Here is a 26,513-nt window from a genome sequence, read left to right as displayed (position 1 = left end):
ATCCTCCAGCGCAAAGTATTCTCTGTTACATAGAGTAACGGTTAATAATATGTAAAGAATACAGTTAAGCTAGGGGACACGTCCCAGTTCTAAATTAAAGGATAATTAATGACTGCAACTTCAACTAAGCCAAAGTACGAGATTAAAGACCTTGCCCTGGCAGCAACAGGAAGACAGCGGATCGAATGGGCTGGGCGCGAAATGCCCGTATTGCGTCAAATCCGCGATCGCTTCGCGCAAGAAAAACCCCTTGCTGGAATTCGTTTGGTTGCGTGCTGTCACGTTACCACCGAAACCGCCCACTTGGCGATCGCACTCAAAGCGGGTGGTGCAGACGCAATCCTAATTGCGAGTAACCCACTTTCGACGCAAGACGACGTAGCCGCTAGCTTGGTTGCGGATCACGATATTCCCGTATTTGCGATCAAAGGCGAAGATAACGAAACCTATCACCGTCACGTTCAAATTGCGCTCGATCATCGCCCGAATGTCATTATCGACGACGGTAGTGATGTTGTCGCTACTTTAATTCAACAACGCCAACACCAAATTGCTGATATCATCGGCACTACCGAAGAAACAACGACGGGTATTGTTCGCCTCAAAGCGATGTTCAGAGATGGGGTATTAACGTTCCCCGCGATGAATGTTAACGATGCGGATACTAAACACTTCTTCGATAACCGCTACGGTACAGGACAATCGACACTCGATGGCATTATCCGTGCAACAAACCTCCTCCTAGCCGGAAAAACCGTTGTCGTTGCAGGTTACGGTTGGTGCGGTAAGGGAACGGCACTGCGGGCGCGCGGAATGGGCGCAAACGTGATTGTCACCGAAATTGACCCCGTAAGAGCGATCGAAGCGGTCATGGATGGTTTTCGCGTGTTGCCTATGTCGGAAGCTGCACCAGAGGGTGACTTATTTATTACGGTAACAGGTAACAAGCACGTGATTCGCGCAGAACACTTTGAAGCGATGAAAGACGGTGCGATCGTTTGTAACTCTGGTCACTTTGATATTGAAATTGACCTAAAGTCACTCGGCGCAACCGCGACAGAAGTGAAGCAAGTTCGTAACTTTACCCAAGAATACCGGATGCCTAATGGTAAATCGGTTGTTGTTTTAGGTGAAGGACGTTTGATTAACTTAGCTGCTGCGGAGGGACATCCTAGTGCAGTGATGGATATGAGCTTTGCTAACCAAGCTTTGGCGTGTGAATATTTAGTGAAGAATAAAGGATCGCTAGAACCTGGTATTCACTCGATTCCTACCGAAGTTGACCAAGAAATTGCCCGTCTGAAGCTACAAGCGATGGGAATTAATATTGATAGCCTGACAGCAGAGCAAGAAGAATATATTAACTCTTGGACTGCGGGTACATAATTTCACCGACTGCGAATAAAATGTGGCGGGGCGTTGTTTGCAGCGCCCCGTTTACTTAAACAGGAATTTCATCGTGGCTCGACTTTCTGTAGAATTACACCGCTACTTTTTTGACGAAGAACGCCCTCCACAGGTAAATTTGTCACAAATACTAGCACTCGCAGGGGAACGTATATTCGGTTTTTTGTTTGTGGTGCTGTCTTTACCCTCAGCGTTACCCGTACCTGCACCAGGCTACTCGGTTCCGTTTGGCATCTTGCTTTTTTTACTCGCTGTGCAGTTGATTATTGGGGCTAAATCTCCCTGGCTACCACCACGGCTAGCAAATCATCGAATCGCTTTAAAACAAATCCAAGGCATTTTAAAAACGGGAATTCCCTGGTTGAAACGTATTGAAGCGATCGCGCGTCCGCGTTTGAGTTACATCTGTACAAGTCTAACGGGGCGCGTTGTGATTGGTAGTGCGATCGCCCTTATGGCAATTTCGATGATGATTCCTATCCCTGGGACAAATACGCTTCCTGCAATGGGGATTTTTGTCACTGGTTTTGGTTTACTCGAAGACGACGGCGCAATTAGTTTACTTGGTCTAGTTTTGTGTCTTTTAGGCGCAATTCTTTCTACATCAATTATCGTTGCCCTGTTTATCGGTGGTGCTAGTCTTCTCGATTGGGTTAAAGCATATTTTTAGCTATAAGTCAATCCTCATTACCCTCAATAGTCCGACTATTCAACCAGAGATTACATAAACTACTTTCAATTCAAAACTACATCAAGAGACTTTATGCTCGAATGGATTACCAACACAATGAGTTCCCTGGGCTATTTGGGAATCGGATTACTGATGTTTCTGGAAAATTTGTTTCCGCCGATTCCTTCAGAACTGATTATGCCTTTAGCCGGTTTTACCGTAGCAAGAGGTCAAATGCAGTTTATCCCGGCGATCGCCGCTGGAGTCTTAGGAACTGTACTTGGTGCATTACCCTGGTACTATGCCGGTAAAATTCTCGGTACAGAACGTTTACAACAGCTAGCAGACAAATATGGTAAGTGGATATCGATTTCTAGCAAAGATATTATTAAGGCAGATCGCTGGTTTGATCGTCATGGTGGAAAAGCAGTTTTCTTTTGTCGCTTAGTTCCAGGAGTTCGCACGTTGATTTCACTTCCTGCGGGGATCAGCGAAATGCACTTATTTCCCTTTCTGCTCTATTCCACGCTTGGCACATTATTATGGGTAGGTTTTCTTACTTATTTAGGATACGTCTTAGGAGACAACTACGAACTGGTAGATGAATATCTTGGTCCTGTCTCTAAGATTGTAGTTGTTACTCTCGTCATCGCTTTCATTCTTTGGGTAGTCAGAAAGAATATGCGGCGCTATAGCTAAGACTAAATCAGTGTCACTAAGTAACAAGTTAAAGTATTGAAGACGATTGCTATTTACGAATCTGAGATTTGCTCCATCACCTCTTGCAATTGTTGTACTAGTGAAGGTAAGTCAGTTTTGATAGTTTCCCAGATAATTTCCAAATTTACTCGAAAGTATTCATGCACAACAATATTGCGAATTCCTCGAATATCAATCCAAGGAATCTCTGGGTAAAGAATTTCAACTTCAGGTAGGAGACTACCTGCTGCTTCACCAATAACTGCTAAGTTTTACAAAACTGCTTTGATCGTTTTTTTCTCATTTTGGAAATCTATAAAAGTCATGCTTTTGGTGAATTCTTCAATTTCAAAACTCATGTCCAAAATATCTTGAATTCTCGGGCGCAATTTTCTAGAAGGCACGTACTGCCTCCTGTAGAACAGGTTCTTGCATATAAGACTTTAGCGAATCTGTCGTTCCTAAATCCACAGAACATTCTAAAATCTTCTCTAGATAGCGCTGTAGTCTCACAAATGTTAACAGCCCAACAGGTTGCTCAAATTCAACTAGCAAATCGATATCACTCTCTGCTGTTGCTTCATCTCTAGCAACGGAACCAAACAGCGATAATGATTTCACATTGAAATCCTTCAGCTTTGTCTGATGGGCTAGTAAAATAGCTAGTGCCTCATCTCTTTTCATCTTGCTCAAAGCCTACTTGATTCACTATCATTGTAGCTCTAGACGCAAGCTTAATTTTGGCATAAACTCACCAAAGTAAATCTCAAATTTTAGAAAAATGTAGTTGCTGCGAAACAGATACGTATACTGCTAACGTCAGATCAAAGATAAAACTCGTTTGGACGCTACAGCTTGGAACGCTTTCATTATTGGCAACTTTTACCGTACATTCAGCCGCAGTGGAAAACTATTGCGCAAGCTTTTGCTTGCACGTTGGTATTTACGGCTTTTTGGCCTATCCTCGCGTGGTTAGCAGGGCAGATTGCAGCGTATATTGGTCAGGGAAATATAGGAGCGATCGCGCAAATTGCAGTTATCAGTGCTGTCGTATTTCTCAGTCAAAAGATCGCGCAGTTCGGTCAAGATTCCCTCATGGCAAAAGCTGCTTTATTCATTGCGTTTGATTTGCGTCAGCGAGTTTATGCACATCTACAGCGATTAAACTTAAGCTTTTTTGAAACTGCTAAAACTGGTGACTTATCCTATCGTCTTACCGAAGACATTGACCGCATTGGTGAAGTTATCAACAAAATCTTTCACGACTTTATTCCTTGTGTATTGCAGTTGATTGTTGTCTTGGGATACATGATTTATCTCAACTGGCAACTGACGCTATCAACTTTGATCATTGCACCATTAATGGGAATTTTAATCGGTTGGTTTGGCGAACGATTACAACAAGTTTCGCGCCGCAGTCAAAATCAGATATCCGATTTATCAGCATTACTCATTGAGGTTTTCAGCGGTATCCGTTTGGTGCAAGCTTTCGCCGCCGAAGACTATACCCTCAATCGCTTTCGCCAAGATGCTGAACGCAATCGTCAAGCGAAATACGCCGCTGAGAGATTAAAAGCAATTCAATTTCCAGTCATTGGTTTTCTCGAAGCTATCAGTGCTTTAATCCTATTATTTTTAGGTGGTTGGCAAATTTCGAGAGGAAACTTAACTCCTAGCCAATTTGTTAGTTATGTCGCCGGTTTAGCGCTACTCATTGATCCGATTTCGCATATCACGAATAACTACAACGAATTTAAGCAAGGACAAGCGTCGGTAGATAGAATTTTTGAGTTATTGGCAATCAAACCAACTGTTTTAGAAAAGGTAAACGCGCTCGCCCTTCCTCCTGTTACAGGCAAAGTCGAATATCGCCGCGTTTGTTTTGGATATAAACCAGAACAACCCGTCATCAAAAACTTAAGTCTGCTAGCGCATCCAGGTGAAAGAATTGCCTTTGTCGGGGCTTCAGGCGCAGGGAAAACAACGATTGTGAATTTGCTACCGCGCTTTTACGATCCGCTATCGGGTGAAATTTTAATCGATGGCATTGATATTCAAGATGTCACCTTACGCAGCTTACGCCGACAAATTGGTATTGTGCCGCAAGAAACAATTCTCTTTTCAGGAACGATCGCTCAAAATATCGCCTTTGGTAAAACTGAATTTGATCTCGATGAAATTGAGACAGCAGCTAAAATCGCGAATGCACATCGATTTATTGCGCAATTACCTTATGGTTATGACACTTTAGTCGGAGAACGCGGTGTTAATCTATCAGGAGGACAACGCCAAAGACTCGCGATCGCGCGTGCGGTGCTACTCAATCCGCGCATTCTCATTCTGGATGAAGCAACAAGCGCCTTAGATTCAGAATCAGAAGCTTTGGTACAAGAAGCCTTAGAACGACTGATGCACGGACGTACAGTATTTATCATTGCGCACCGTTTAGCGACTGTGCGCCGCTGCGATCGCATTTTAGTCATCGAACAAGGGCAGATCGTCGAATCAGGAACACACGAAGAATTATTAGCCCTCTCACGCCGCTACGCCCGATATTATGCTCAGCAATTTAATTAGTAAATTGATTGCTAGAGTCATTCATTAAATGAAATGTAAGTAGGCATCTTGCCTGCCCACCTTGACAGCATTCTTCTGAGATTGCTATAACACTGTTATGGATAAAAACACTGTTACAGATTATCGCACAGCACAAGATTTACATCAGCAAGCACTGCGTCAAGGTATTTTGGACGATGCGAGTAATCTACTTTTACGCGAGGGGTTACAAGCTTTATCCATGCGTCGTATTGCTCAAATGGTAGGATGCTCAACGACTGTCCTTTACACAATGTTTGGTAGTAAACAAGGACTAATTGATGAGTTGTATTTGAAAGGCTTTGCGATGCTGCGTCAGGCATTAGCAGTCGTACCGCCATCAGACAACTTGCGAGAGTATCTTATTAGTTTGGGACAAGCATACCGAGAATTTGCTTTGGCAAATCCGACCTATTACGCTGTGATGTTCTGCCAAACAAGTCCAGAGTTCACTCCAACCAAAAACTGTATTCAGCAAAGTTGGTCAAGTTTTGCGCTTCTCGTCAGTACGGTGCAAGCGTGTATGGATGCAGAAGTTCTTGTCGAGGACGATCCTCAAGAAGTCGCCAAGATGCTTTGGGCAGTTGTTCACGGTCATGTCGGATTAGAACTAACAGGGCATTTTTCAAACTCGACAATCGCCGCAGAACGATTTAACCACACTATTCGCGTCATCTTAAACGGACTAACTCGTAAACAGCCCTCTATTGAGACTTGTGAGACTTAAATGTAATGCAATCTTCTTGGTATTCTTGGCTGCTTGTATTTATGGCAGCGATCGCTAATGCTGCTGGAACTGTTTTCCTAAAGAAGTCTCGCCTTGCTGCTTCTGACGCCGGATTTGTAAATGTGTTGATTTCTCCTTGGTTTCTCAGTGCATTACTGATTTATACTCTTGGGTTGCTGCTGTTTACAAAAGCTTTGGGGCAATTACCTGTTTCTGCTAGTCAACCTGTAATGGCTGGCGTTAGCTTTGTCTCAGTCGCGCTGATAGCGAGTGCGCTATTTGGTGAGCAGCTAACATCAAATCAACTCATAGCAATTAGTTTGATAGTTGCAGGAATTGCCGTGATGACCCGTTCATAGCTGTCATGACTCAACCTAAATTTCCACAAGATCGATACATCAAGATTGGGCAAATTAATACTCGTTACTGGCGTGCAGGAGATAGTGGAAATTTTCTTGTATTAATACATGGAGCCGGAAGCTCGATCGAAGCTTGGAGTCGTAATATTCAAGCACTAGCGCAATATCACCAAGTTTATGCCTTTGATATGGTCGGTTCTGGGTTATCAGATAAGCCAATCGTGACTTATTCATTGGAGTATCAAGTTCAATTTCTCAGAGATTTTATTGATACCCTCCAGATTCAGCGAGCAGCTTTTGTGGGACATTCGATGGGCGCAAGCCTTATTCTTAAACTCGCGCTAGAGTCACCTGAACGTGTGGAAAAATTGGTTCTAGTTTCTAGTTTTGGGTTAGGTCGAGAAATCAGCGTAGCTAGTCGCTTACTAGCCGCACTTCCTATAATTATTTATTTGTTTCAACCGAGTCCTAAGAGTGTCAAGTTAATTTTGAGGCAGAACGTGTATAACATTAACTCGGTTCCAAGAGAGTGGGTTAAAATGCGATCTGAGGCTTTTAAGTCGCCAGGACGCAAACAAGCATTTGTTTCTTTTCTGAAAAGTCATATCAATCTTCTAGGAGTTCGACAAAGTGTTTTTCGCCCAATCATTACTCAACTTGTAAATATAAGAGTGCCAACCTTAATAATCTGGGGAAAACAAGATGCTATTTTGCCAGTTGCCCATGCTCATGTTGCGGCTAAATATATTTCTGACGTGCGTTTGCATATTTTCGAGCGATGTGGGCATTGGGCACAATTTGAACATCCGCAAGAATTTAATCAATTAGTTACGGAGTTCTTGTCGCCAGTATAACAGTTATGTGCTTAAGCTCAAGTGGCGATCTGTATCCGGTGAACTTGTGGTTGTTTCTCAAAGCGTTTCCAAGTAACTTAACAAGTCTGCCATTTCTTTCGGACTAGGCTTGAACTGGGGCATCGGTGGCGTATCGCCACTAATCACTTGATGAATAAGACCAAAACGAGATTTACGCTTAGAAACACCTTGTAAACTAGGACCCACGTTACCATCGGCTTGCCATCCATGACAACCAGCACAGTTCATCTGAAAAATTGCATTGCCGCGTACGGGATCTCCTGGTAATGACAAAACATTCTTAACATAAGGCTCAGAAACTCTTACCCTATGCACACCCACAACAACTAAAATTGCAGCTAGCAAAACCGCCAAAGCGATAAACGCAAGCCGCTGGAGTAGAATTTCCGGTTTAGCGAACTGATTAGCCAAAAGCTGATTACTTAACTTGAGAATTCACAAAAATATTTATCTCCTAACACATAGCTTAAAAGTTCTTGATAGTGTTCGCAAGCAAAGTCAATCAAATCAGCATTTGTCATTAAGTTTTGTATATAGATTTTACCAATCTCTGGTTTTCTCCTAGCACTAATTCAGTGTATGCTGGTAAAAGTCTATTACCGTTGGCTGCTGTTGGGTCATCTAACCTCGTACAGCCTCAGTCACAAAGCGCCGATTGCGCGTAGCGCAGCGCTAGAAAAATGCGATCGCAACAGGAGACATTGCATGGTTGAACCACTACTCGATGGTATTGTTCTTGGCTTGATAGTGATTACTTTGGCTGGTTTGTTTTTTGCCGCGTATCAGCAATACAAACGTGGCAAGCAGTTGGGTTTATAAGCTGGACTGCTAGCCCTTCTGATTGTTTTGGAAGGGCTTTTAATTTTCTAAGTTGACTGCACGATAGAAAGTAACAGCAGTATTTCCATAAATTTTTTCTCGACAGATTTCTAGTGTAGAAGGTTGTAACTTGGGCTGATCGGGATGATGTTCTACTGCAAGTTCGCCGCTAGTAGGATGCAGTAATTGATAATGCGCGATCGCCTGCAACACTGGTAGATACAAATTGCTTGCATACGGTGGATCGAAGTAGATTCGATCAAACTGTTGTCCCTGAAGCGTTTTTAACCGTTGCACGACATCGCCACGCAAAACTTGAAACGTTTGATCCGGTTGCACGACGCGTTGCCAATTTTCCTTGATAATCGCACAGGCACGGCTTGATTGTTCAATGCCTACAACTGAGGCTGCACCACGACATAATGCTTCTGCACCGATTGAACCGTTACCCGCACAAAGATCCAACCAATGACTACCTGCGATCGCACCTTGCCAAATATTAAAGACTGCTTCGCGCACCCTTCCCGTTGTTGGTCGCGTGTCTTTTCCTGGTAATGTTTTGATGAGACGATTGCCGTAAATTCGCATTGAGAGAAGCTAGGAGTTAGGGGCTAGAGGCCAGGGAAATAATCATTGCTAGCACATCTACCTCTATAGCGATATCTATACTGGCACGACCGTACGAACTTGCTGCACGAAGTTAGATAGAATTTGTAACCCAGCCTTAGAAGATTTTTCAGGGTGGAATTGCATTGCCATTATATTGTCGCGGGCGATCGCTGCTGTCACAGTTTGACTACCATGCGTTACCGTTGCGGCTTGAATTGTAGAATCTTCAGGCTCGACATAGTAGGAATGGACAAAATAAACCCAAGGCTGCGACGACAAATTTTGCCATAAGCGACAATGAGGTTGAGTAAGTTCTAATTGATTCCAACCCATATGCGGAATCGTAATTCCTGGTTCGCTTCTAAAGCGCCGTACTGTACCAGAAATAATTCCCAAACCAGGCTCTACACCTTCTTCACTACTATCAAACAAGACTTGCAGCCCCAAACAAATACCAAGAAACGGTTTACCACTCGCGATCGCATCTTTGATTGGTTCCACCAAGTCACGGGATCTTAAATGCTGTACAGCAGGATCGAATGCGCCGACACCAGGTAACAACACAGCATCAGCTTTTGCTAATTCTATAGCTGAGTCAGTAATTTTCGGAGTCGCGCCAGCTTTTTCTAAACCTTTACAGACCGAATGCAGATTACCCATGTCATAGTCTATAACTGCGATCGCCGCCATCCAGCAGACCCCCTTTAATGATTACCCACTAAATTTATTGTAAGTGAAACCAACTCACTCTCAAACGACACCCTAACAGCATAGCAATCCCACATAATTCTCATGCGAATCCCTCTCTAACTCTTACCTTCGTGTACTTTGTGGTTCCTTTCAAAAAAAGCTTACAACTCAAATGCCTCCTCAAATTCTGCTAACTTCATTTACAACATGGCTACCGCATCAAAAATTCAATTCATCCGACGATCTCATCGCCAAAATCCACGAGCTTTATCTTACAAATAATGATTTACAACTACCTTTACTAACCGTTTTAAGAAGACTACCTGTTGACACTCAACAAGCCAGTAATTATGTCATCAGTAAAATTACTGAAATTCAACCCAGTGCGATTATTTGTTGTGGTATGGCAGAAAGTCGAACGCAACTCACTGTAGAATCTAATGCTACTTGTAGAGATGTTGTTTTGCGATCGCCACTTGATTTAGAACACCTGATTGCTGAGCTTTCTGTAACCTACATCAGTCACGATGCTGGAAAATTTGTTTGTGAAGGACTTTATTTTGCTGTTTTGAACTATATCACAACACAGAAGTTAAACAGCCATTGTCTTTTTGTTCACGTACCAATTTTGACAGACGAGAATATCCAACAAGTAACAAAAGACTTCATATTAATTATTCAAAGAATGGCACTTTTATGAGTTATGTTGTGTCTTATTTTGAATTAACTACAACTTAACAAAAGGGCAGAGAAAAACTTTTTGCCCCTCATTCGTTGACTGTTGCTATGCTACCATTATTACCCGTATTCACCTTTGCTCAAGCTACACCTGCACCAACGCCACCGCAACAAGAAATCGTACAGCCGCAACAAGTACGTCCATTACCAGGATCTTTAGATCGCGTTCCTGTCTTTAATAGCAATAGCCCCGAAGTCGTCCAAACTGAGGGAATTTTATTATCTACGTTTCCTCCTAGTGGAAAACAAACCGCGAATGCGCACCTCAACTTTCCGTTTCAAGGACGATTTGATATTTTTGCGCATCACATCGCTAAAGCAACTTCTCCAGAAGACTTACGCACGCTTTATCTGGGAGTTTTGCTGCATAATCCAAGTACGCAACCTGTTACAGTCGATGTTTTACAAGCCGCAAGTTATTTAAGTCAACCTGACGCACCGTTTATCGAGTTACCACCTCAAACTGAAAATCCTTTAGGAACAATATTTGCAGGACCAGGCGATCGCGTTATGAATGATATTCTACGCGGCAGGCGACAATCAGTATTTCCTGCGCAAATTACTATTCCACCACAGCAAAGTCAGATGTTGCTTAATTTACCAATTCCTGTACAAACGTTAGAACCACCAATTAATGGACGTTCTACTTTGATGCGGCTACGTAGCAGTGGTAGAGTTTACGCTGCAAGTTTAGCAATGTATGCTAAGTCTAATGCTGATGGAAGTGAAAGGGCACCAACTTTAACCGAATGGCAACAACTATTAGAGACAGGAAATTTAGCAGGACCTCGCGATCGCGCCCCAACACCTCCCGAAGCAAGTGGTAAAGTCATATATGGTCGCGTTGCTGGAGTTGCGCAAGGTTCTCAATGGCAAGCTCAGCTTGTTGATAGTCCTAATGTACAGCATCTGAGTATTCCTCAGCGGGGACAAGCATTTTCTTATGGTTTAAGTACCTTAACGGCGGGAAGACAAGGAACAAGTCAAGTACAAAGTGCGCCATTGATGGTACGCTATCCGGATACTGCCTATCAAGCACACGGTAATTATGGCATCGAGTACAATCTGAGTTTGCCGCTGTACAACAATACTACTCAACCGCAAACAATCGGTGTATCGCTACAAACACCAATTAAAGAAGACGAATTAACGCAAGGTGGATTGCGGTTCTTGATTCCGCCTGCGACTCAAAACTTCTTTCGCGGTACTGTGCGACTGCGTTATAGTGATGATCGCGGTTTACCCCAGACTCGCTATGTCCACTTGGTACAAAAAAGAGGACAAGCAGGAGAACCACTCGTGCTGTTGAATATGCCACCAGGCGATCGCCGACTCGTACAATTTGATTTTCTCTATCCGCCAGATGCAACGCCGCCGCAGGTGTTGACGATTCAGAATGTAGCACAGTAGGGGCAGAGGGGAATTACGATTCGTTGCAACCATTTGCTTTTTCAATTGGTGTCGGTTTCAAATCAAAATTAAGATTTTTGAAAGCCAAGTGCTGGTTTCTTTTTCGTCTTTTTCGATTTTGACTTGTTTACTTCTGCGACGGCTTCTTCAAATAAGTTATGCAAATGAACTGGGACGCTGGCGATTTCTGGTAAATCTGGTACAAGTAGCTTGTCAAATTCCTCTAGCAACGATTCTAAATCGCGGTCGATTTGAAATGGACGCTGAAGTACACTTTGCAGGACTTGTTCGAGTTGTGTAGGATACTTCTGCGCTAGACGTTGCCAAACAAATGCATTAATTTTGGGGTCTTCAAGATAGTTGCGAATCAGTTTTTCCGCACCCTCTATAGTCTGCCAATCGTCAGCTTCTAATAATGCGACAACGCGATGATAAGTAGGTAAAAACATTTGTCCCCAGCGGGGATGCGATAGTGCTGTTACCTGTTCAGCTTTTTTGAGTTCAGCAGGTAAATCGACTTTTGGCATCACCATTTTAGCTGTCGTTTTATTCTCAAACAATTGAGCGACTTTGCCGTCTACACCCGCTTCTGCGGCAGCGGCTTCGAGTTCTTCTTGGTCAATTCCTGCTTCTTGTGCAACTTCTGCAAGTGTTTTAGATTCATCAATGCCTGCTGCTGCTAAGCGCTGTTGCATTAAGACTTCTTGAAATTCAGCGATCTTTTTATTGAGTTGATAACCTGGCATTGATACTTCATCACTACCAAAGAAATCGATAAATTGTTGGTGGTAACGCGCGACAGATTCCCAAGCTTCGGCGAGTAAGTCCGGCGCGTCGCTGTAGAGATGCTTTTTGTAATTGTCTTTAAAATTTCCAATAGCTACTGCTAGTTTTGGTTTACCTAGCCGACCCAATGGCGTGCAAGGTCCCGAAAACGTCCAACAAGCATCCTTAACTGGCGAAATTCGTGTTAATAAGATTTCTCCTTCTTTGTAACGGCGGATTTCTTCTGCAAATTGAGCATTATCAGGTTTAACAATATAATGTTTAGCTGTTAACCAGTTCATTAGCTCAAATCCATCAGGCAAAATTTGCGTAATCGCGAATAAGCCCATAAAACTACGACGCCAACTTTTCACTAGCTGGCGATCGCTTTGCGATAATTCCGGATGATGTTCGATAAATAAGTCTATTGGTGTTTTGTCACCAATTTGTCCTTCGCTCAAAAAGCTATCAACAATAATGTCCTGTTGCGCTTTATCTCCTTTGTCGCGCTGCGCCTGCTTTGCTGCATAAGCTTCAAGCGCAGCTGCTAAATCCCCTTCGGCTTCTAAAACAAAATCGAGTAAGGCTTGTTTTAGTTGGTGCGATCGCTCTAATGCTGCATCCACAACTTATTATTCTCTCAGTTCAACACTTTAATAGAGTATAAGTTCTCTTTCCAACTAGCAGGGTAATTCCTAACGTTTATGAGCAACAAACTCGATATTAGTAGCAGTGTATTTGAGGAAAGTGTTTTCAGTCAACCATTGGTCGAGTAGTTCAAACTGATAATAGTTTGTGTAGGCAACGCTATTTTTTGGAAAAAGTTGTCTATGCCAGATATCAAGAATTTGGAAATTAGTTTGCTCAAGGAGTTGTTTAACTTTTTTCTTACTATACAAGCGATCGTGGTAAAAGTTTCCACGTAAATGAGCTAAATGCTGCGTCCAAGAAAGGTAGTAAGGCAAGAAAAAGCAGAAAAAAAGTCCACCTTGTTTTAAAATACGATGAATTTCTCGCAAAGATTCCAAATCATGAGGAACGTGTTCTAAAACACCAAAGCTTAAGACAACATCAAAAGATTCATTTTCAAAAGGAAGCAAATATGCGTGGTCTAAGCAAATGACTTCCAAAGATTCTTCTTTAAGAATAGGTGTATTTTGACCAAAAGCTGAATCACTATTACCTAGCACATCACAGCTAGTAACACCCGCACCCATTTCTTTTAGTAAAAATGTAATAAATCCTTTTCCACAACCCCAATCAAGTATCTTTAAACTACGCAGACTTCTATCAAACCATTTTGAAGAGAAATCACTGACGTAATCTGTAAGATAGAGATAAATATTTTGAGATGCAGGATTCTGCAAAAATGCATGACTGTCTAAATCCGCCGATAAATCTATTAATCTTTGATTCAAAGGTAACAGCTTCTGGAAGTGGGTTTTTCGGAAAAGAACTAAGTCACTATCATGCATTTACTTAAATCCCATCGATCTATAACAAAAGCCTCCTCTACTTCTAGAGAAGGCATTTGTAAGTGATAAACCTGGCACGGAGCTATTGTCCCGAGGGGCTACCCCCAAAGTATCGTCGCCGCTACAGCGTTTCACCTCTGAGTTCGGGATGGAATCAGCGTGGTTCCACTGCGCTAACCGCACCAGGAAGACCGTTGGAGCAGCAACTCCTGAAGACTGCAAAATCATGCCTTTAACTGCTTTACACTTTCTGACACTTCACCAATTGTTGTGAGGTCAAGCCCTCGGTCTATTAGCACGCCTCGGCTACAAACATTACTGCTCTTCCACCTAGCGCCTATGAACAGGTGTTCTCCCTGTGACCTTACCTACTTTTAGTAGTGAGAGCACTCATCTTGAGGTGGGCTTCCCACTTAGATGCTTTCAGCGGTTATCCACGCCGCACTTGGCTACCCAGCGTCTACCGTTGGCACGATAACTGGTACACCAGCGGTGCGTTCCTCCCGGTCCTCTCGTACTAAGGAGGACTCCTCTCAATGCTCTTGCGCCTGCACCGGATATGGACCGAACTGTCTCACGACGTTCTGAACCCAGCTCACGTACCGCTTTAATGGGCGAACAGCCCAACCCTTGGGACGTACTTCCGCCCCAGGTTGCGATGAGCCGACATCGAGGTGCCAAACCTCCGCGTCGATGTGAACTCTTGGCGGAGATCAGCCTGTTATCCCTAGAGTAACTTTTATCCGTTGAGCGACGGCCCTTCCACTCAGTGCCGTCGGATCACTAAGGCCGACTTTCGTCCCTGCTTGAGTTGTTGCTCTTGCAGTCAAGCTCCCTTTTTGCCTTTACACTCGCCGCACGATTTCCAACCGTGCTGAGGGAACCTTTGCGCGCCTCCGTTACCTTTTAGGAGGCGACCGCCCCAGTCAAACTGCCCACCTGAAACTGTTCCCGTGCCGGTCGACGGCTACAGGTTAGAATTCTAGCTTCGCCAGAGTGGTATCTCACCGTTGGCTCCCTACCCCCCACAAGGAGTAGTTCAACGCCTCCCACCTATCCTGCGCAAGCAAAGCCCGAACCCAATTCCAGGCTACAGTAAAGCTTCATAGGGTCTTTCTGTCCAGGTGCAGGTAGTCCGTATCTTCACAGACATTCCTATTTCGCCGAGTCTCTCTCTGAGACACCATCCAGATCGTTACGCCTTTCGTGCGGGTCGGAACTTACCCGACAAGGAATTTCGCTACCTTAGGACCGTTATAGTTACGGCCGCCGTTCACCGGGGCTTCGGTCGTCAGCTTCAGGATAACTCCCTGACCAACTTCCTTAACCTTCCGGCACTGGGCAGGCGTCAGCCCCCATACGTCGTCATTCGACTTTGCGGAGACCTGTGTTTTTGGTAAACAGTCGCCTGGATCTCTTCACTGCGACCTACTTGCGTAGGCACCCCTTCTTCCGAAGTTACGGGGCCATTTTGCCGAGTTCCTTAGAGAGAGTTATCTCGCGCCCCTTGGTATTCTCAACCTCCCTACCTGTGTCGGTTTCGGGTACAGGTAACAATAAGTTAACGTGCCACCGAGCTTTTCTTGACAGCTTGACTACACCACTTCGGTGCCGTAGCACCTCGTACTCCCATCTTGGCTCAAAGCGTTTTCGCCGCTTCTCATCACCTTGAGTGGTTGAACCGGTAACCAACATCCGGCTGGCTTTGCCTTCTGTGTCCCTCTGCACTACTTATTATCAGTACGGGATTGTTCACCCGTTGTCCATCGACTACGCCGTTTGGCCTCGCCTTAGGTCCTGACTAACCCTCCGTGGACGAACCTGCCGGAGGAACCCTTAGGGTTTCGGGGCATTGGATTCTCACCAATGTTTTCGCTACTCAAGCCGACATTCTCACTTCCGCTTCGTCCACACCTGCTTGCCGCTAGTGCTTCACCCTATCGCGGAACGCTCCCCTACCGATATTTGCATATCCCACAGCTTCGGTACGTCACTTAGCCCCGTTCATTTTCGGCGCAGGAGCGCTTGACCAGTGAGCTATTACGCACTCTTTCAAGGATGGCTGCTTCTAGGCAAACCTCCTGGTTGTCTTTGCACTCCCACCTCCTTTATCACTTAGTGACAATTTGGGGACCTTAGCTGGTGGTCTGGGCTGTTTCCCTCTTGACGATGAAGCTTATCCCCCACCGTCTCACTAGCTGCTTGGAGCCTGGTATTCAGAGTTTGTCTCGATTTGGTACCGCTCTCGCAGCCCGCACCGAAACAGTGCTTTACCCCCAGACTTTCAATCACAGCCGCTGCGCCTCAACACATTTCGGGGAGAACCAGCTAGCTCCGGGTTCGATTGGCATTTCACCCCTAACCACACCTCATCCGCCGATTTTTCAACATCGGTCGGTGCGGACCTCCACTTGGTGTTACCCAAGCTTCATCCTGGACATGGTTAGATCACCCGGGTTCGGGTCTATAACTTGTGACAATAAATACGCCCTATTCAGACTCGCTTTCGCTTTGGCTTCGGCTATGCACCTTAACCTGCCACACGTTATAACTCGCCGGCTCATTCTTCAACAGGCACGCGGTCAGACGTTGAATCGTCCTTCCACTGCTTGCAGGCTGACGGTTTCATGTTCTATTTCACTCCCCTTCCGGGGTTCTTTTCACCTTTCCCTCGCGGTACTGTTTCACTATCGGTCACACAGTAGTATTTAGCCTTACGAGGTGGTCCTCGCTGATTCACACGGGATTCCTCGTGCCCCGTGCTACTCGGGATTCAGCTAGTATCGTTGCCTTTTCGACTACAGGACTTTCACCTTCTCTGGTGCAGTATTCGACTGCTTCGTCTAACGCTCGGATTCCATGTCGCTGTCCCACTACCCCAGAAGATGAATCCTCTGGTTTAGGCTAGTCCCCGTTCGCTCACCACTACTTAGGGAATCGAGTTTTCTTTCTCTTCCTCCAGCTACTAAGATGTTTCAGTTCGCTGGGTTGGCTCTTGCCGACCTATTGATTCAGTCGGTAGTACATAGGGTTGCCCCATTCGGACATCTCCGGATCTCTGCTTGCTTCCAACTCCCCGGAGCGTTTCGTCGGTTACCACGTCCTTCTTCGCCTCTGTGTGCCTAGGTATCCACCATCAGCCCTATTTAGCTTGACCACTTGTTTATTAATGGTTATCTTTTTGGCTTGATAGGTTCTGTAACTTTGACTCGACTGGCGAGCCGTTACATTCTACCTGCAATTATTTTTGGCATGATTATGCAGTTTTCAAGGTTCTGGCTGGAGATTTTCCAGCAGTTCGGCTCTCATTCCGAGTGCTGAATTTTTCTCAACTTTTCTAGCTTATCATCTCTATTCGTAATCGTCAAGCTTTTTCGGTTTTCTTTTTTGAGGTTTTTAACCAAACTTGACTTCTGAACGAAAGCTAATAACTTTGGCGCTTTTTAACTTAAGGTGGGCCATCCTGGACTCGAACCAGGGACCTCACCCTTATCAGGGGTGCGCTCTAACCACCTGAGCTAATAGCCCTTACTCGGTTTAGCTTGACTTGAACCGAATTCTAGTTTGAAAGCCACACATCTGTTCTTCGACCGACCTAGGTTGACCTGACACTGATTTGTTCTACAACTATCAGCGTTGGGTAGGTCTCCCTAAAAAGGAGGTGATCCAGCCACACCTTCCGGTACGGCTACCTTGTTACGACTTCACCCCAGTCACCAGCCCTGCCTTCGGCGTCCCCCTCCGCAAGCGGTTAGGGTAACGACTTCGGGCGTGGCCAGCTTCCATGGTGTGACGGGCGGTGTGTACAAGGCCCGGGAACGTATTCACCGCCGTATGGCTGACCGGCGATTACTAGCGATTCCGCCTTCACGCAGGCGAGTTGCAGCCTGCGATCTGAACTGAGCCATGGTTTATGGGATTTGCTTGTCATCGCTAACTTGCTGCCCTTTGTCCATAGCATTGTAGTACGTGTGTAGCCCAGAGCGTAAGGGGCATGCTGACTTGACGTCATCCCCACCTTCCTCCGGTTTGTCACCGGCAGTCTTTCTAGAGTGCCCAACTTAATGCTGGCAACTAAAAACGAGGGTTGCGCTCGTTGCGGGACTTAACCCAACATCTCACGACACGAGCTGACGACAGCCATGCACCACCTGTGTTCCGGTTCCCGAAGGCACCCCCACCTTTCAGTGGGGTTCCGGACATGTCAAACCCTGGTAAGGTTCTTCGCGTTGCATCGAATTAAACCACATACTCCACCGCTTGTGCGGGCCCCCGTCAATTCCTTTGAGTTTCACACTTGCGTGCGTACTCCCCAGGCGGGATACTTAACGCGTTAGCTACGGCACTGCTTGGGTCGATACAAGCAACGCCTAGTATCCATCGTTTACAGCTAGGACTACTGGGGTATCTAATCCCATTCGCTCCCCTAGCTTTCGTCCCTGAGTGTCAGTTGCGGCCTAGCAGAGCGCTTTCGCCACCGGTGTTCTTCCTGATCTCTACGCATTTCACCGCTACACCAGGAATTCCCTCTGCCCCTACCGCACTCGAGCGCTTCAGTTTCCACTGCCTGTTCGGAGTTAAGCCCCGACCTTTGACAGCAGACTTGAAGTGCCACCTGCGGACGCTTTACGCCCAATGATTCCGGATAACGCTTGCATCCTCCGTATTACCGCGGCTGCTGGCACGGAGTTAGCCGATGCTGATTCCTCAGGTACCGTCATTTTTTTCTTCCCTGAGAAAAGGAGTTTACAACCCAAGAGCCTTCCTCCCCCACGCGGTATTGCTCCGTCAGGCTTTCGCCCATTGCGGAAAATTCCCCACTGCTGCCTCCCGTAGGAGTCTGGGCCGTGTCTCAGTCCCAGTGTGGCTGATCATCCTCTCAGACCAGCTACTGATCGTCGCCTTGGTAGGCTCTTACCCCACCAACTAGCTAATCAGACGCGAGCTCCCCTCAAGGCTAAAAATACTTTCACCTCTCGGCATATCGGGTCTTAGCCACCGTTTCCAGTGGTTGTCCCCGTCCTTAAGCCAGATTCTCACGCGTTACTCACCCGTCCGCCACTATGTCCGAAGACACCGTTCGACTTGCATGTGTTAAGCATACCGCCAGCGTTCATCCTGAGCCAGGATCAAACTCTCCGTTTTATCAACAGAGCTTTCGTCCTGAACTGCTACTTCTCTTCACAATCCGGACTCTTATCTATCACTTAAGAGTTAGTTTTGACGAAGACTTGATGTGCTTCTTTTGGCTTTCAAACTATATTCTTTTCTTGGTTCAGTCGCTCGGCTTGGTGGTCGTTTCGTCCGCCTCCCTCACCGGCGCTTTACTAATATATCTAAACTGAATCAATATTGTCAAGGAATTTGGGAAAGTTTTTTTTGGATTGCTGAAAAGCCAGTTGGATAAAGCATTTGAGGGCAACAATAAGGCAAACTTTGAAAAGGAGTTATGAAAAAAGGTTTAAACAAGAGTGAATTTTCAGTCAGTTATTGCTGTGTTACATCAGTTTTGGAGCGATCGCGGTTGCTTAATCGCGCAGCCTTACGATATCGAAAAAGGCGCAGGAACCAAGAATCCACATACATTTCTTAGAGCTTTAGGTCCTGAACCTTGGGCGGTTGCGTATGTTGAACCGTGTCGTCGTCCTACTGATGGACGCTATGGGGAAAATCCTAATCGCGTTCAGTATTACTATCAGTACCAAGTTTTGATTAAGCCTTCACCTGACCATATTCAAGAGATTTACCTTGATTCGTTGAAGGCTTTGGGGATTCATCCGGAAGATCATGACGTGCGGTTTGTTGAGGATAACTGGGAGGATGCGACTGTCGGCGCTTGGGGTACTGGTTGGGAAGTTTGGCTCGATGGGATGGAAATTACGCAGTTTACTTACTTCCAGCAGTGTGGGGGAATTGATTGTCGTCCAGTTTCGATTGAAATAACTTACGGGCTAGAAAGACTAGCCATGTATCTTCAGGAAGTTGAGGCGATTACAAAGATTCAGTGGACTGATGATATTACTTATGGTGATGTTCACTTGCAAGGGGAAATAGAACAGTGTACGTATAACTTTGAAGCGTCGAATCCAGAGTTGTTGTTTACCTTGTTTAATCTGTACGAACAAGAAGCACAACAGCTTACTGAAAGAGGATTGGTGTTACCGAGTTTAGATTATGTATTGAAGTGTTCGCATACCTTTAACCTGCTAGATGCGCGAGGAGTGATCGCTGTCACGGAACGAACTCGATATATTGCTAGAATCCGTAGCTTAGCAAGGAAAATCGCTCAGCTTTATGTACAGCAAAGAGAAACCCTCGGTTTCCCGCTATTAAAAGGAAAAGGAGGCGTTGCGGCTCATGTTTAACTTTATGGAAGGGTTAGAAGCGGTCGCGTATTGGTTTCGTAGTTTGGGAATACCAGAACCGATTGTGCACTGGGGCCACCCAGCGATGATGGCAATTGTTCTATTTGTTATGGGTAGCTTTGTCGGATATGCAGGATGGCGGGGACGAGTTGCGACAAATAAAGCTGTTGCGAGTAAAAGTTTGGCAGATCATCGCACATTAGCACCGTGGATGTTTTTGTTTATGGCGCTTGGTTATACCGGTGGGGTGTTGTCTTTAGTAATGCAACGTCAGCCGATTATGGAAAGTCCGCATTTTTGGACAGGTTCAAGTTTGCTGGTGTTGTTGCTAGTCAATGCGGCGATCGCGTTGTTTGGTTTTGGACGTGATAAAGGGACACTACGCACAATTCACGCATATTTAGGAAGTACCGCCCTTGGTTTGATGGTGCTTCATGCTGTATTTGGGCTGAATTTAGGGTTGGCTATTTAATAACGCAGATGAACGCAGCTATTCTGTGCTTAGCTTTTATTGCAGGTTTGCTATCTACGGCTTTCGTGTGGGGAGGATATGCAATATTAGCGATCGGGATAGTTGCATCTGTTTTTGCTCAACGCTTGTGGCGTGGTAGCCCTAAATCACACATTTGGTTAATTGCTGGAATCATTGGCTTGTCAGCAAGTTTATATTTGCAAATACGAACACCACAGCCAGCAGCAAATGATATTAGTCGATTGATTACGAACGAACAGCAAGTTGTTACTGTTCAGGGAGAAATTACAAGTACGCCACGTTTGACTCGCAGTCAACGCGGACAATTTTGGTTAGCCGCAAGTTGGTTAGAAGAAAACAAAGTTACGGGAAAAGTTTACGTTACTGTACCGCTACTGCAAGCGACAGGGTTGTATCCTGGACAAAAAATTGCGGTTAGTGGTGTTTTATATCAACCTGCAACAGCGACAAATCCAGGAGGTTTTGATTTTCGGGCGTATTTAGCAAGAGAAGGTGCGTTTGCGGGTTTGAGTGGGCAACGAGTTGAAATTACGCAAGGACAAGAAACTCCTAAATGGGGATGGTGGAAAATTCGCCAAAAAATCGTGCGATCGCAAGTACGGTGGCTAAATAGTCCTTCTGGACCACTTGTCAGTTCGATGGTCATGGGTGGAAGGGCGGTTGATTTACCTTACGATATCCGTGACTTGTTTGTACAAGTGGGATTAGCTCATGCCTTAGCAGCATCGGGATTTCAAACTTCGTTAATTTTAGGCGTGATGCTGGCGCTGTTACGGCGGTTTTCGGTAGTGTTGCAAACGGGTTTTGCAGGAGGTGCGCTGTTACTCTTTCTGGGATTAACAGGTGTACAGCCATCGGTACTACGCGCTGTTGTCATGGGATTTGCGGTACTTGTGGCAATTGGAACGAAGCGGAAAGTCAAACCTTTGGGTTCATTGCTGATTGCTGCAACGCTATTGTTAGTCTTCAATCCCTTGTGGATTTGGGATTTGGGATTTCAGCTAAGTTTTTTGGCTACTTTAGGATTAATAGTTTCAGTACCGCCATTAGTTAAACATCTAGATTGGATACCTGTTGCGATCGCAACTCTCATAGCGGTTCCTGCTGCGGCGTCTTTGTGGACTTTACCCTTACAACTTCAAGTATTTGGTGTGGTTCCGCTTTACAGCTTAATAGTTAATGTACTAAGTACACCGCTAATAGCGATCATTAGTATTGGTGGGATTATTAGCGCGATCGCATCGCTCATTTATCCGCTTGCAGGAAGTGCTTTGGCTTGGCTGTTATATTACCCAACTTATTTTCTCATTAGGCTAGTAGAATTTTTTGCGCAACTACCAGGAAATTCAATTGCTATAGGTAAAATTTCCGTTTTACAGTTACTCATCGTTTACGCGTTAATCATCTTAGCTTGGTTACAACCTTGGTGGCAAAAGCGTTCATGGTTCGCTGGAGTCATAGCGATAGGTATCGTTTTGATTCCAATGTGGCACGCTCAAGCTACGGTATTTCGAGTAACTGTACTAGCAACAAGTGAACCTGTGTTCGTCTTGCAAGATCGAGGTCAAGTTTTACTCGTGAATAGTGGAAATACGAACACTGTGCAATTTACTGTGCTGCCATTTTTGCAGCAGCAGGGTATCAATCAGGTTGAGTGGGCGATCGCTACTGATAGAAAAACAAATCACCGTAATTGGGAAGAAATAAATAAGCGCTTGTCAGTGAGAAATTTTTATACTTCAACCGAAAAACGAACATTAGTTGCAGGTGCTACAAAAATACAAGTTGACAATGATGTGTTGCAATTTCAGATCAAAGAGCAAACATGGATATTACTCGATAATGTTGCACCTGAGAAGCAACAGCAGCTAGCTTTCACAAAAAAATTGCCGCGTGCGCAGGTGCTGTGGTGGTCTGGAGAGGCTTTGGAAAAAGAAGTGATTGCGGCAGTCAAACCAGAAGTTGCGATCGCTTCTGCAATAGATATTGATAGTCATGCGATCGCGCTACTCAAGCAGAACAAAATTCCACTTTTTTGGGCGGGAAGAGATGGTGCAATTCAGTGGACACCCGAACGAGGGTTTGAGGCGACGGTAGATGAAGCAGAAAACAGTGCTGCCTTGTTGTAAAAAAGAGCGTAGTTCGTGATATTGTTATTTATAATAAGGCAAAAGTATGCCTATTGGAGAGGTGGCAGAGTGGTTGAATGCGACGCACTCGAAATGCGTTATGGCGGCAACGTCATCGTGGGTTCAAATCCCACCCTCTCCGTTGGAAAGTAGATAGATGTAACTTATTAAGTCGTGACACCACAAAGATGTTGGTGTGGAATTATGCTGATTAAGAATGAGCTAATTGAAATTGAAACGTCTGAGGGAATCAGTATTCACAACATTACACCGCAGATCGAGGAACTTCTCGCTACTACCGCGATCGCAAACGGTCAAGTTTTAGTTTTTTCGCGACACACAACTACAGCTTTGGCAATTAATGAAGACGAGGAGAGATTGCTGCACGATGTCAAGGTACATTTAGAAAAGCTAGCACCTCCGTCCGAGAAGTATTTACATAACGACTTGCATTTGCGAGTTGTGCCGCCCGATGAACCGATGAATGCACACTCGCATTTGATGGCAATGATGCTAAGTAATAGTGAAGTGATTCCCGTTGTCGATGGAAAACTAGCGTTGGGAACTTGGCAATCGGTGTTATTTTTTGATTTGGATGGTCCGCGTACAAGAAGTATATCTATACAAATTAGTGGAGAGTGAGTTATTGCGATCGCATTTCTTGTTGGCGCATGGGCATAGCATCGATCTGCTGAAAAATGGCTGTGGGTTCTACTGGAGTAGTTTCACGGCGCTTGGCTGTACCGTCTTTGCCTACGAGAATGACGCTGAATTCGTTACCAATGTTGAATTGTTGCTTGATTTGGGTAACATCTTCTGAACTGATTGTGTTGCCGTTGATGCGGCTTGTACCGTTGGCGAAGAGTTCAATTAAGAGTAAGTCTCGGTCTGCAAATTCTGCGGTTTGATTTGAGAATAGTTGCATTTGCTGTTGGTATTCTGAGGTGTTTTCTGAGGGGGCGGATACCAGTAGCAGGCGGTTTTTCCATTGGTAGGATTGAAGGTTGAGCATGCTGGGTGTTGTAGCGGTGAGGGATGGATTGGGAAAGATGAGAAGGAGGTTTAGGAATAGCAGGATGAGTTGGGTCATGGATTTAAGAAAACGAACCTTAACTAGGCGCAAAGGACACGAAGGAAAGAGGTACGGAGGTCTTTTGGTGTGATTTTAGCCTAGGTAGGCTTTTTTGACCTGTTCGTTGTTGAGGAGGTTTGTGGCTTTGTCGGTGAGGGTGATGCAGCCTGCTTCTAGTACGTAGCCCCAATCGCTGATTTGCAGGGCGAGGTTGGCGTTTTGTTCGACGAGGAGGATTGTGACGCCAGTGGTGCGGAGGTTTTGGATGATGGAGAAGATTTCGCGGACGATCGCGGGGGCGAGTCCTAGGCTGGGTTCGTCTAAAAGTAGGAGTTTGGGTTTGCTCATGAGGGCGCGGGCGATCGCGAGCATTTGTTGTTCGCCACCGCTAAGGGTTCCTGCTAGTTGATTGCGGCGTTCGGCTAGGCGTGGAAAAATCTCAAATTGACGATCGATATCGGCTTTGACGGTTGCAGAGTCAGGGCGGATGTATGCACCAAGTTTTAAGTTGTCGAGAACTGTTTGGCGGGCGAGTACTCGTCTTCCTTCGGGACAATGTGCGATTCCGCTTTGGACAACTTTGTATGCAGGATAACGCGTGATATTGCGTTGATCGTAATAAATTTGTCCGCTGCGACATTTGATGAGGCGAGAGATTGCACGTAATGTGGTACTTTTTCCTGCACCATTTGCCCCAATTAGGGTAACAACTTCACCAAAATTAACAATGATTTCAAGATTTTTTAGTGCTTGAATACCACCGTAATTTACTGACAAGTTTTTGATTTCTAATAAGTGGTTAGTAGGATAAATAATTTCTTTGGAATTACCCAAGCTCACTATCCTGCTCCTAGATAAGCTTCGATGACGGCTGGATCAGTTCTAACTTTTTCTGGTTGACCTAGCGCAATCAACTGACCAAAATCTAAAACGGCGATGCGATCGCATAATCCCATAACAAGTGGTACGTGATGTTCAATTAATATAATCGTTAAATTCAAATCTGTAGCAATTTGCCGAATAAATTTGCTTAAGCTTTGTTTTTCGTTGGGGTTCATTCCTGCTGCTGGTTCGTCTAGAAGTAGAATTTGTGGTTCTAACGCTAATGCACGAGCAATTTCTAGTCTGCGTTGATCGCCGTAAGGCAAATTACGGGCTTTTTCTGAAATGCGATCGCTTAAACCAACTAAAGCAAGTAGTTCTAAGGCTTTTTGTTTATTTTTCTGTTCTTCTTCTAGTGCAGGTGGTAAACCTAAAACACCAGTGAATACGTTACTATTAATATGAATATGTCGGGCAACAATGATATTTTCTATTGCGGTAAGTTCGCCAAATAAGCGAATATTTTGAAATGTTCTAGCAATTCCTTTAGAGGCAATTTGGTGCGGGCGGAGTTTTATAATTTCTTTACCACAGTACAAAAGTTTTCCGCTGGAAGGTTGAATTAAACCTGTCATTAAGTTGAAGAGAGTCGTTTTACCTGCACCATTAGGACCAATTAAACCAAAAATTTCATTTTTATTAACAGTAAATGAAACTTGATTGACGGCAACTAAACCACCAAAACGCCGCGTTAATTGCTGTGCTTCCAAAATCGGACTGTTGCTCTTTAAATCTATCCCCTCATCCATTATCTTACCCCTCGCCCCTCGCTCCTCGCTCCTCGCCCCTTGAATAATTCTGGCGTGACTAAGCCTTGAGGGAAAAATATTGTACCAAGGACAATTAGCAATCCAAAAATAATTAAACGACCGTCGCGGAGAAATTGCGCTAGTGCATTGGGTAATCCTGCTGTATCGGCGATCGCTCTTAATACTTCGGGTAGTGCTGTAAATACCATACCACCTAACACAGGTCCAATAAAGCTTCTGGAACCACCAATTAACACAAAAGTTAAATAGATGATACTTGCATCAAAGGTTCCTTGACGTGCATTCCAGGTATTGAGGAAATGCGCGCTAATAGCACCTACCATGCCTGCTAAAATTGCGCCTAGGGTAAACGCTAGAACTTTGTAGTAAGTCGGGTTAATCGCCATTGCGTCGGCGGCGAGTTCATCTTCGCGAATCGCAGCAAAAGCCCTACCAACGCGAATTTTTTCTAGACGGTAGAGAAAGAATATACTGACTAAGAGTAAAGGGATTGTAATCCACAAATACTCAATTGTGGTTTGAAACGGTTGAGGAATGCCAAAAATACCTACTGCACCGCCAGTAATTTCGAGATTTAAAGAAACAACGCGTAATATTTCAACAAAAGCAATTGTAGCGATCGCTAAATAAATTCCGCGTAGCCGCAGCGCCGGAATTCCGACGATGACACCTAATATCCCACACACTATTCCCGCAATGAGCATTTCTAAAAGTAATAGGGAAATGGGAAATAAACCTTCAGAAGTAGAAAATACTTGCGTTGATAAAATTGCAGCAATGTAACCACCCAAAGCATAAAAGCCTGGACTTGCTAAAGATAATTGTCCTGCCATGAGGGGTAAGTATAACGATAGCCCTAGCATTGCCCCAATTATCATTGAGACAATTAAAAACCCATAGGTATCTAAGAAACCGACCATGAGCCGTCATACAATTGTTATATGAAGAGGTATTCTCCCATAAA

Annotated in this window: 25 protein-coding genes, 2 tRNA genes and 3 rRNA genes; 15 read left to right on the top strand and 15 right to left on the bottom strand. The window is 44.9% G+C overall.

The window, feature by feature from the left end; all coding sequences use genetic code 11:
* Positions 1 to 108 precede the first annotated feature (108 nt).
* From ahcY to GLO7428_RS21145, 3 genes are all read left to right on the top strand, one after another.
* Positions 109 to 1,386: an adenosylhomocysteinase gene (ahcY, locus tag GLO7428_RS21155; RefSeq protein ID WP_015190625.1), complete on the top strand. Its 1,278-nt coding sequence runs from the start codon at positions 109 to 111 to the stop codon at positions 1,384 to 1,386.
* Positions 1,387 to 1,459: 73 nt separating this feature from the next.
* Positions 1,460 to 2,077 (top strand): exopolysaccharide biosynthesis protein, encoded by a 618-nt coding sequence (locus tag GLO7428_RS21150; RefSeq protein WP_015190624.1) that lies wholly within the window; start codon positions 1,460 to 1,462, stop codon positions 2,075 to 2,077.
* Positions 2,078 to 2,170: 93 nt separating this feature from the next.
* Positions 2,171 to 2,776, top strand: coding sequence for a DedA family protein (locus tag GLO7428_RS21145; protein ID WP_015190623.1), 606 nt, complete (start codon positions 2,171 to 2,173; stop codon positions 2,774 to 2,776).
* A 53-nt stretch (positions 2,777 to 2,829) separates the two neighbouring features.
* Here the strand turns inward: GLO7428_RS21145 and GLO7428_RS29160 are convergent, their stop codons facing one another.
* Both GLO7428_RS29160 and GLO7428_RS21140 read right to left on the bottom strand, forming a co-directional pair.
* Complete coding sequence (locus GLO7428_RS29160; RefSeq protein WP_255348400.1) at positions 2,830 to 3,036, bottom strand: DUF86 domain-containing protein; 207 nt, start codon at positions 3,034 to 3,036, stop codon at positions 2,830 to 2,832.
* Positions 3,037 to 3,169: 133 nt separating this feature from the next.
* On the bottom strand, positions 3,170 to 3,460 hold the full coding sequence (locus GLO7428_RS21140; protein ID WP_015190622.1) for a nucleotidyltransferase family protein: 291 nt from the start codon (positions 3,458 to 3,460) through the stop codon (positions 3,170 to 3,172).
* Positions 3,461 to 3,631: 171 nt separating this feature from the next.
* Here GLO7428_RS21140 and GLO7428_RS21135 point away from each other — a divergent pair, with 171 nt between their 5' ends.
* From GLO7428_RS21135 to GLO7428_RS21120, 4 genes are all read left to right on the top strand, one after another.
* Positions 3,632 to 5,353, top strand: a complete 1,722-nt coding sequence (locus GLO7428_RS21135; protein ID WP_015190621.1) for an ABC transporter ATP-binding protein — start codon at positions 3,632 to 3,634, stop codon at positions 5,351 to 5,353.
* Between the two features lie 97 nt (positions 5,354 to 5,450).
* On the top strand, positions 5,451 to 6,098 hold the full coding sequence (locus tag GLO7428_RS21130; protein WP_015190620.1) for a TetR/AcrR family transcriptional regulator: 648 nt from the start codon (positions 5,451 to 5,453) through the stop codon (positions 6,096 to 6,098).
* A 5-nt stretch (positions 6,099 to 6,103) separates the two neighbouring features.
* The gene (locus GLO7428_RS21125) at positions 6,104 to 6,457 is read left to right on the top strand and encodes a multidrug efflux SMR transporter (protein ID WP_015190619.1); all 354 of its coding nucleotides are present in this window, start codon (positions 6,104 to 6,106) and stop codon (positions 6,455 to 6,457) included.
* 5 nt (positions 6,458 to 6,462) lie between these two features.
* Positions 6,463 to 7,311: an alpha/beta fold hydrolase gene (locus GLO7428_RS21120; RefSeq protein ID WP_015190618.1), complete on the top strand. Its 849-nt coding sequence runs from the start codon at positions 6,463 to 6,465 to the stop codon at positions 7,309 to 7,311.
* Between the two features lie 57 nt (positions 7,312 to 7,368).
* On the opposite strand, the gene GLO7428_RS21115 is transcribed toward GLO7428_RS21120, so the two are convergent.
* Positions 7,369 to 7,743: a cytochrome c gene (locus tag GLO7428_RS21115; protein ID WP_015190617.1), complete on the bottom strand. Its 375-nt coding sequence runs from the start codon at positions 7,741 to 7,743 to the stop codon at positions 7,369 to 7,371.
* Between the two features lie 294 nt (positions 7,744 to 8,037).
* Between GLO7428_RS21115 and petG the strand changes: the two genes are divergently transcribed.
* Entirely contained in the window at positions 8,038 to 8,151 is a 114-nt protein-coding gene (petG, locus tag GLO7428_RS26960; RefSeq protein WP_015190616.1) for a cytochrome b6-f complex subunit V, read from the top strand.
* A 39-nt stretch (positions 8,152 to 8,190) separates the two neighbouring features.
* Here petG and rsmD read toward each other — a convergent pair whose 3' ends face one another.
* Both rsmD and hisH read right to left on the bottom strand, forming a co-directional pair.
* Entirely contained in the window at positions 8,191 to 8,739 is a 549-nt protein-coding gene (gene rsmD, locus GLO7428_RS21110; RefSeq protein ID WP_015190615.1) for a 16S rRNA (guanine(966)-N(2))-methyltransferase RsmD, read from the bottom strand.
* 75 nt (positions 8,740 to 8,814) lie between these two features.
* Entirely contained in the window at positions 8,815 to 9,450 is a 636-nt protein-coding gene (hisH, locus tag GLO7428_RS21105) for an imidazole glycerol phosphate synthase subunit HisH (RefSeq protein WP_015190614.1), read from the bottom strand.
* Positions 9,451 to 9,622: 172 nt separating this feature from the next.
* On the opposite strand from hisH, the gene GLO7428_RS21100 reads away from it, so the two are divergent.
* Positions 9,623 to 10,150, top strand: a complete 528-nt coding sequence (locus GLO7428_RS21100; protein WP_015190613.1) for a hypothetical protein — start codon at positions 9,623 to 9,625, stop codon at positions 10,148 to 10,150.
* 86 nt (positions 10,151 to 10,236) lie between these two features.
* Positions 10,237 to 11,598, top strand: coding sequence for a DUF3370 domain-containing protein (locus GLO7428_RS21095; RefSeq protein ID WP_015190612.1), 1,362 nt, complete (start codon positions 10,237 to 10,239; stop codon positions 11,596 to 11,598).
* 68 nt (positions 11,599 to 11,666) lie between these two features.
* Here GLO7428_RS21095 and GLO7428_RS21090 read toward each other — a convergent pair whose 3' ends face one another.
* The 6 genes from GLO7428_RS21090 to GLO7428_RS21065 form a co-directional block, all read right to left on the bottom strand.
* Positions 11,667 to 12,989: a hypothetical protein gene (locus GLO7428_RS21090; protein ID WP_015190611.1), complete on the bottom strand. Its 1,323-nt coding sequence runs from the start codon at positions 12,987 to 12,989 to the stop codon at positions 11,667 to 11,669.
* A 69-nt stretch (positions 12,990 to 13,058) separates the two neighbouring features.
* Entirely contained in the window at positions 13,059 to 13,781 is a 723-nt protein-coding gene (locus GLO7428_RS21085) for a bifunctional 2-polyprenyl-6-hydroxyphenol methylase/3-demethylubiquinol 3-O-methyltransferase UbiG (RefSeq protein WP_231295511.1), read from the bottom strand.
* Positions 13,782 to 13,907: 126 nt separating this feature from the next.
* Positions 13,908 to 14,025 (bottom strand): 5S ribosomal RNA (rrf, locus tag GLO7428_RS21080).
* A gap of 85 nt (positions 14,026 to 14,110) precedes the next feature.
* A 23S ribosomal RNA gene (locus tag GLO7428_RS21075) occupies positions 14,111 to 16,995 on the bottom strand.
* A gap of 297 nt (positions 16,996 to 17,292) precedes the next feature.
* A tRNA-Ile gene (locus GLO7428_RS21070) sits at positions 17,293 to 17,366 on the bottom strand.
* Positions 17,367 to 17,492: 126 nt separating this feature from the next.
* A 16S ribosomal RNA gene (locus GLO7428_RS21065) occupies positions 17,493 to 18,983 on the bottom strand.
* Together the 16S, 23S and 5S rRNA genes with 1 tRNA gene alongside form the textbook arrangement of a ribosomal RNA operon.
* A 326-nt stretch (positions 18,984 to 19,309) precedes the next feature.
* On the opposite strand from GLO7428_RS21065, the gene glyQ reads away from it, so the two are divergent.
* From glyQ to GLO7428_RS21040, 5 genes are all read left to right on the top strand, one after another.
* A complete protein-coding gene (gene glyQ / locus GLO7428_RS21060; protein ID WP_015190609.1) occupies positions 19,310 to 20,203 on the top strand; it encodes a glycine--tRNA ligase subunit alpha in 894 nt (297 codons plus the stop codon).
* The gene (locus GLO7428_RS21055; RefSeq protein WP_015190608.1) at positions 20,196 to 20,675 is read left to right on the top strand and encodes a DUF4079 domain-containing protein; all 480 of its coding nucleotides are present in this window, start codon (positions 20,196 to 20,198) and stop codon (positions 20,673 to 20,675) included. The genes glyQ and GLO7428_RS21055 overlap by 8 nt, the downstream gene beginning before the upstream one ends.
* 8 nt (positions 20,676 to 20,683) lie before the next feature.
* Positions 20,684 to 22,825, top strand: coding sequence for a ComEC/Rec2 family competence protein (locus GLO7428_RS21050; RefSeq protein ID WP_015190607.1), 2,142 nt, complete (start codon positions 20,684 to 20,686; stop codon positions 22,823 to 22,825).
* A gap of 55 nt (positions 22,826 to 22,880) precedes the next feature.
* Positions 22,881 to 22,967, top strand: a tRNA-Ser gene (locus tag GLO7428_RS21045).
* A 62-nt stretch (positions 22,968 to 23,029) separates the two neighbouring features.
* Complete coding sequence (locus GLO7428_RS21040; RefSeq protein WP_015190606.1) at positions 23,030 to 23,467, top strand: secondary thiamine-phosphate synthase enzyme YjbQ; 438 nt, start codon at positions 23,030 to 23,032, stop codon at positions 23,465 to 23,467.
* A 1-nt stretch (position 23,468) separates the two neighbouring features.
* On the opposite strand, the gene GLO7428_RS21035 is transcribed toward GLO7428_RS21040, so the two are convergent.
* The 4 genes from GLO7428_RS21035 to GLO7428_RS21020 all read right to left on the bottom strand — a co-directional run bounded on the left by GLO7428_RS21035 (position 23,469) and on the right by GLO7428_RS21020 (position 26,469).
* On the bottom strand, positions 23,469 to 23,837 hold the full coding sequence (locus GLO7428_RS21035) for a DUF4174 domain-containing protein (RefSeq protein ID WP_196797408.1): 369 nt from the start codon (positions 23,835 to 23,837) through the stop codon (positions 23,469 to 23,471).
* 153 nt (positions 23,838 to 23,990) lie between these two features.
* Complete coding sequence (locus GLO7428_RS21030) at positions 23,991 to 24,737, bottom strand: ABC transporter ATP-binding protein (RefSeq protein WP_015190604.1); 747 nt, start codon at positions 24,735 to 24,737, stop codon at positions 23,991 to 23,993.
* Complete coding sequence (locus tag GLO7428_RS21025; protein ID WP_015190603.1) at positions 24,737 to 25,528, bottom strand: ABC transporter ATP-binding protein; 792 nt, start codon at positions 25,526 to 25,528, stop codon at positions 24,737 to 24,739. Before GLO7428_RS21025 ends, GLO7428_RS21030 begins: the two co-directional genes overlap by 1 nt.
* The gene (locus GLO7428_RS21020; protein ID WP_015190602.1) at positions 25,528 to 26,469 is read right to left on the bottom strand and encodes a branched-chain amino acid ABC transporter permease; all 942 of its coding nucleotides are present in this window, start codon (positions 26,467 to 26,469) and stop codon (positions 25,528 to 25,530) included. Before GLO7428_RS21020 ends, GLO7428_RS21025 begins: the two co-directional genes overlap by 1 nt.
* Positions 26,470 to 26,513: the final 44 nt, after the last annotated feature.

Source organism: Gloeocapsa sp. PCC 7428, assembly GCF_000317555.1.
Lineage (GTDB): Bacteria > Cyanobacteriota > Cyanobacteriia > Cyanobacteriales > Chroococcidiopsidaceae > Chroogloeocystis.
The sequence above is the reverse complement of the archived record's forward strand: the minus strand, read 5'-3'. Positions and strand labels throughout refer to the sequence as shown.